4 protein-coding genes are annotated in these 4,242 nt (G+C 46.6%); 1 reads left to right on the top strand and 3 read right to left on the bottom strand.

All coding sequences use genetic code 11. The features are described 5' to 3' along the window. Both IQ260_RS28225 and IQ260_RS28230 read right to left on the bottom strand, forming a co-directional pair. Positions 1-763, bottom strand: a 763-nt coding sequence (locus tag IQ260_RS28225) for an alcohol dehydrogenase catalytic domain-containing protein (RefSeq protein ID WP_228016503.1), incomplete at its 3' end; no start/stop codon positions are given. A 78-nt stretch (positions 764-841) separates the two neighbouring features. Then, entirely contained in the window at positions 842-1,957 is a 1,116-nt protein-coding gene (locus IQ260_RS28230) for a TIR domain-containing protein (RefSeq protein WP_193996399.1), read from the bottom strand. A gap of 744 nt (positions 1,958-2,701) precedes the next feature. Here IQ260_RS28230 and IQ260_RS28235 point away from each other — a divergent pair. Beyond that, positions 2,702-3,541: a M48 family metallopeptidase gene (locus IQ260_RS28235; RefSeq protein WP_193996400.1), complete on the top strand. Its 840-nt coding sequence runs from the start codon at positions 2,702-2,704 to the stop codon at positions 3,539-3,541. A 194-nt stretch (positions 3,542-3,735) separates the two neighbouring features. On the opposite strand, the gene IQ260_RS28240 is transcribed toward IQ260_RS28235, so the two are convergent. Then, positions 3,736-4,242 (bottom strand): CPBP family intramembrane glutamic endopeptidase (locus IQ260_RS28240; RefSeq protein ID WP_193996401.1); only part of this gene is annotated, 507 nt, incomplete at its 5' end.

Consider the following 4,242-nt stretch of genomic DNA (forward strand, 5'->3'; position numbering starts at 1 on the left):
TTCCTCCTTTGGCCACCGCTTTAAGAGCGACGGGCACTAGCTCGCCCGCTGGGGCAAAGATAATGGCAGCATCCAAAGGATGAGGCGGCGGCTGGTCAGAGCCCCCCGCCCACACGGCCCCCAAATCACGGGCAAATTGTTGTCCAGCAATATCTCCCGGACGCGTAAACCCATAGACCTGCCGCCCCTGATACTGTGCCAGTTGAACCAATATATGGGCCGCCGCTCCAAATCCGTAGAATCCCAGCGTTGAGGCATCTCCTGTCATCCGATAAGCCCGGTAGCCAATCAAACCAGCACATAGCAAAGGAGCAACCTGTAAATCACCATAGCCTGCTGGCAGAGCAAAACAAAACTGAGCATCGGCTACAGCATACTCGGCATAGCCACCATCTAGGTGATAACCGGTAAAGGTGGCGCGATCGCAAAGATTCTCTCGATGGGACCGACAGTAGCGACAATGTTGACAGGTATGCCCCAGCCAGGGTACTCCCACTCGCTGCCCCATCTGAAAGGCCTTAACCTTAGCCCCCATATCAAGGACCTGGCCCACAATCTGATGTCCCAACACCAGCGGCAGCTTGGGATTATCCAGCTCACCATCAACGATATGTAAATCAGTACGACAAACACCACACGCATTTACTTGCAACAGAACTTGTGTTGGCCCTGGCGTTGGCATTGGCACCTCAGCCCATCGCAGAGAATGCTGGGCTTTTTCTAACACCATCGCATGCATGGTCGTGGCTCGTTTATCGCTCATGGGTGATAACGTTCGCTCATCGCAATTATCAACACAACATCTAAACTATCCCAGCCCCAGACTAGACAAACTTCACTATTAGTAAGTGCTAAGATTGAGCAGGTTCTCAATATGGCCTTTTAAATCTGACTTTAACTTGTCAATATTAGGATGATTATTTTCATCTCTTTCAATGATAATCATTCGTTGTTGAGCAAAGTCAAAAGGTGGAGGTGCAGTCAATTTAGGATGAGCCTCTCGAATTGGAATCCATCCAGTCGGATGTTCTGCTGGAGAAGAATTTGTCAATGCCTGAAACATTCCAGCTTCAAAAATAACGTTGGGATTATCCTGATAAGGTAAATCATTCTTACCTGCAGCTTCTACGGGTTCAGAAAAATAGCAGATTCCAAATCGAGAAGCCTTAATTTGTTTGAGAATATCCCAGTTGATGTTTCCACTTTTGGAACTCTCTTTCCAATAATGTACACGTAGCTGATCATTAAAACTATTTAAGGTAGTTTTAATAACCCCCATTACAGTTTCATCTGCGCGTCCAGACGAAGCAACAAATACTTTGGGCGTTGTAAGAGGTGGCCAGCTTTCCTCTTTCAGGGATTTTCTCAATCTATCAATGGCCGTCTTTGTATTTTTCTTCTGGGTTGTATTATTCCGATAAAGAGTACGTATTTCCGAAAATGTCTCAGCAATTTGCTTAAGCTCTTCTTTCACTATCTTGGTAGGTTCATGATAGTCGAAAAGCTGTAGGTCAAGCACGCCAATGGGTGCTCCATCCCAGTAAAGCGGTACAAAAATAGCCGTCTTAACTGATATATTTGGACTAGTATGCGATGGAAGCTCTTTCATCCCGGTCCAAAGATCTCGGATGGAAATATTACCATCTAAAGGTTCTCTTTCAGTCGAAACGACCCATAAGGATTTGCCTTGAGCAAATGAATAAGCAGCTAATCCGTTAAATCGATTATCAGCACTTCGTATACTAAAGGCAGGCTTACGACTATCACTGCTTTGCCAAGTTAAAAGCCCAACTTCTCGATCAACCTCATTTTTAACAAGTAGAGCACAATAGGCAAAGTTAAATTCTTGTTCCAAATATGAATTAACCAACTGCCAAAGGTTGTCAAAAGCGTCATTGTCAACGTTATCTACTGTTAGAGCAAACTCTCTAAGTCTGGAACCAAATGTTTTAGTCATGATATACACCTAACATCCTAATTTGAATGTCACTTGAGTTCATACACAAGACCAGCAATACAATTGTGGTACATTGAAAAACCTCAAGCCTATTAGCAATCCTCAACCAGAAGTATGAGGCGAGTAATCTATAGCTCCTCAAGAGTTGAACGGGATGGCGAAGATGCTCTTTCTCTGAGGCGAATGGTTGAAATACATTTTAAACTCTCCTTTCTGAACAGACTCTTTCGGAGTAAATCAGCCTAAATGCTACTATCTACTGTTCATATCTCATCCTAAAAAGAGAACTAACCATATCCCTTTTATAAAGCTACCATACTTAGATCTTAGGATTTTTATCGTTTACGATCATTGTCTTTTAGTAAGAATTTACACAGCTAATCAATATGCTTATCAGAGCATTGGTCTTAATCTCAATGTGGTAATTGTTGCTTTTGTAATTGAGTAGTAGTTCAGAGTGTTGTTACCATACGATAGAGTTCAAGACCTAGTATTGGGCCGACCCTTAGGCCACTGTGATTCGATGGGAATACTACGTGTTCGTAGAGTTTGCGAGTCCTTTCACTCTAAGCCGATATCTCAAGGCGCAGACGTTCAACCTGTCCATACGAGCCTGTTCTTCAAAATGGTCCATCAAGATGAACCCGACATCAGCGCTCTACAATTCCTTTTCAACAGTAATGGTCTGTAGGCTAACTCTACACTACTCACAGTTTCCTCAAAAAGCTTTTTTATAGTTTGAGCATGAATATTCCACGGACTACTTACCGACCATCGTGCCGTCGCTGGCTTTATGCTGCTTGGGTCATGATCTTTGGCCTGGGCACTGTTTGGGTTATACCTCCTGTCAAGGCCGATCTCATCGACCTAATTTTTCAAGGTATTCGCATTATTCAGATTTCTAACCTTTCAGATCAAGAAGAGATTGAATTAGGTCAACAAATCAACCAGCAAATCCTGCAAGATGTGAACGTCTATGACAATGCCAATATCACCCAGTATGTCGATGGCATTGGCCAGCAATTAGTCCTAGGAACTGAACGCCGTCAAATCCCTTATACCTTTCGAGTCATAGAAGATGATGAGGTGAATGCCTTTGCCACATTAGGGGGATTTGTTTATCTCAACACAGGTTTGCTGCAAACTGCAGATAATGAGGCTCAGCTAGCTAGCGTTATCGCCCACGAAATTGCCCACATAGACCGCCGCCATGCGGTTCAACGACTGCAGCAGGCGGCAATCGCCCAGGGTATTTTGACAGCAGGCGGGTTGGAACAGAATGCAGCGATCGCACTTGGAGTGGAACTCGCCCTACATCGTCCCAACAGCCGCACCCATGAACTAGAGGCCGACGAATCCGGGTTAGCGCTGCATACCCAGGCAGGGTATGCCCCCATTGCTGCCGTTGATTTTCTACAAAAATTACTGGACGAATCTAACGCTACCCCTGAGTTTTTAAGTACTCATCCCCATCCAGAAGCTCGTATCGATGCCCTCAACGAACGCTTAGATCCTGCAACCGCATCCACAGGGAAAGGCTTAGACGGGGTTGCCTATCGCGATCGCATAGGCAGCTTACCATGATTAGAATCAGGCATTATCGTAGGGTTCTGCTAGCGAAGCGTAACCCACCAATCAAAGGATTGGCTGAATTTTACTGAGCGGCATAAATAACCGTGCCGTCAAAAGGGCGTGCTTAGTCTGCTCCAGCAGGCTTGTTGGAGGATCAATTGGTCGCCATTGCCAAAACCGGACGACATCCTGCCAAGATGGACGACTCACAAGCGGGTGCCCCCAGTGAGATCTCCCGGTGTCTCTAGCCGCACCGAAGAGGGAATCACCTGAGTCACGGCTCTGTTTTTACGGAACATGGTTTTACGATTGAGAACAACAACGACCAGCGCCACCGCCACTACAAAAATGATGTCGTAGGGCTGGGCATCAGGCCAGATCGGGTTAATTAGCTGTAGGTGGAACAGGTACGGCAGCAAAAGACTCCCTCGCGAGGCATTAAACAGGGGCGTCACCATCACACTCAGCGCCACGGACCCGACCAAAAAGGGAGTAAATGACCAGGCACTTTGCGGCGTCCCGCTCAACAGAAAGGCTGGCAGATGCCAGATACCCCAGATGCCTCCCAACAACAGGGCCGACAAAATGGGGACAAACCGCCGCTGCAACAGCGGTAGCGCCAACCCCCGCCAGCCAAATTCTTCAATCGGGCCGAGGATGAAGGTCATAGCAATGGCTGCCAGCAGCTCCGTCCCGGACGTAAAAGGGAATGG

The sequence above is a fragment of the Leptolyngbya cf. ectocarpi LEGE 11479 genome (assembly GCF_015207065.1).
Lineage (GTDB): Bacteria > Cyanobacteriota > Cyanobacteriia > Phormidesmidales > Phormidesmidaceae > Leptothoe > Leptothoe ectocarpi.

Coding starts and splice junctions, on each gene's coding strand:
- IQ260_RS28230 (WP_193996399.1), bottom strand. CDS start 1,957: ATGACTAAAACATTTGGTTCCAGACTTAGAGAGTTTGCTCTAACAGTA.
- IQ260_RS28235 (WP_193996400.1), top strand. CDS start 2,702: ATGAATATTCCACGGACTACTTACCGACCATCGTGCCGTCGCTGGCTT.